The 649-nt window shown below is 49.5% G+C and carries 1 protein-coding gene; it reads right to left on the bottom strand.

Annotation, left to right across the window (positions count from 1 at the left end; genetic code table 11):
- Window positions 1-649: bifunctional hydroxymethylpyrimidine kinase/phosphomethylpyrimidine kinase (thiD, locus tag R7Q09_RS26260; protein WP_318143956.1), on the bottom strand; the 649-nt coding region annotated here is incomplete at both ends.

The following is a 649-nucleotide window of genomic DNA, read 5'->3' on the forward strand; positions in this document are numbered from 1 at the left end:
AGCGATGGCTTGGCTGATGTACTGTTTTCCTAAATGCACGGCTTTGTGCAGGTTGTTGCCTTGACCAAGGTAAGACGCAATAGCGGAAGACAGTGTACAGCCCGTACCGTGGGTGTTTTGGGTTGGGAAACGCTTGGCGCTGATTAACTCGGCACTGTTTTGCATGATCAGCAGATCGTTGCTGTTTTCATCTTCTTCAAGGTGACCGCCTTTGAGCAGAATGGCTTTGGCACCAAGCGCACGAAGGTCGTCAATCATGTCACTCATTTCTGCCTCAGATTGAGGTACAGGCTTACCTGTCAGTGCTGCACCCTCTGGCAGGTTAGGAGTGATGATGTCTGCCAGAGGAATTAGTTCTTCTTTTAATGTGCTGATTGCTGATTGCTCAAGTAGCAAATCGCCGCTGGTGGCGACCATGACGGGATCTATCACAAGATGTTTAGGCTGGTACTGTCTGATCTTGCTGGCCACCACTTTGATGATGTTCGAATCCGCCAGCATGCCGACTTTTACCGCCACAATATTGAGATCGGTAAACACCGCATCGAGTTGGCTTTCAACGTGATCAAGTGGGATAGGGAAAATGGCAGAAACGCCTTGTGTGTTTTGCGAAGTGATGGCGGTAATGACCGAGCATGCAAAACTGCCT

It is taken from the genome of Vibrio sp. 2130-1 (assembly GCF_033339515.1).